General features: G+C 36.5%; 2 protein-coding genes and 1 pseudogene. All 3 read right to left on the bottom strand.

The window, feature by feature from the left end:
• Positions 1 to 82: 82 nt before the first annotated feature.
• Positions 83 to 367: a hypothetical protein gene (locus C7H19_RS25260; RefSeq protein ID WP_106459638.1), complete on the bottom strand. Its 285-nt coding sequence runs from the start codon at positions 365 to 367 to the stop codon at positions 83 to 85.
• Complete coding sequence (locus C7H19_RS25255) at positions 348 to 641, bottom strand: hypothetical protein (protein ID WP_106459637.1); 294 nt, start codon at positions 639 to 641, stop codon at positions 348 to 350. Before C7H19_RS25255 ends, C7H19_RS25260 begins: the two co-directional genes overlap by 20 nt.
• Before the next feature lie 6 nt (positions 642 to 647).
• Positions 648 to 1,008: pseudogene (locus tag C7H19_RS26100) on the bottom strand (hypothetical protein); the annotation flags it as partial.

Here is a 1,008-nt window from a genome sequence, read left to right as displayed (position 1 = left end):
AACAGCCGTAGTTCGGATTAGTCTGATAAAGTCAGGTGGGTTTATTAATCCCACCTGTTCATCTAACCAAAATTACGTTGTACTATGGTTCTTCTCTCTCCAAAATAGATTCCATGACTAATTTTATGTTAAGGGTTTTAAGTTCAGGCTCGATTGAACAAAGAATGTTAATTAAGCCTTCTGTTAATGGTTCTAATTCTGCTTTTGATTCTTGATTATTGAGACATTCCTCAAAAAAAGCGAGTGCGGCAATGATGTAAAACCATTGTCCAAAAGTTAAGGGAATTCTAATGAGTTTAGAGCGGTTTTTTTGCAGAATAGAGCTAACTTGTTCTTCATACGTGCTGCTAAGACTTAGATTGTTCATAATTAACCTTTTTGAGATCAATTAATATTTCATAAACTGGAAAGGTTAAAGGCTCAAGCTGGCAGATTTGATTTAGTAAAATTTCTGCCGTTTGACGACAACGCTCTTGATCCGTTGGCGTTAGTATGACTCTTTCAGATAAGTTGAGTAATGTCATTAAAGGAAGATGGAGTAAACCAAGTTCTACGGAATATTTCTGGGTTAAAAAAGGGGCAAGCTTATCAGATATACTAGACCTTTTTGCTCTCACAATTTTTCGTCTTTTTGAATTCATAGTTAACTACTTTTTAAGAGTTTTCTGATTAAAGTATAACCCGATTAACATCGGAAGCATCACAATTACGTTATACCAAAAATGCAATTCTATTCGAGGAAACCAAAGCTGACCAATACTCGTTCTAACGGGTAAATCAAAAAGGTTTTTGCCGATGATTGCTTGACCTAAAAGCAAGGCGTGTTCAAAGTGATGGAAGAATTGTAGAGTAAAAGCAACGTCCCACCAAACACGGGCTTTACCTTCCATTGAAGGACGGAATACAGCAAATCCAAGTAACATGAATAAGGCGTGTCCATAGTGTAGATATTCAGAGTGCATCAACCAAGGATAAATTGACCCTAATAACCCCAAGCATTGAGGTCGT

This window comes from Aphanothece hegewaldii CCALA 016 (genome assembly GCF_003007785.1).
Classification (GTDB): Bacteria; Cyanobacteriota; Cyanobacteriia; order Cyanobacteriales; family Microcystaceae; genus Chroococcus; species Chroococcus hegewaldii.
This window is presented reverse-complemented; position numbering and strand designations above follow the sequence as displayed.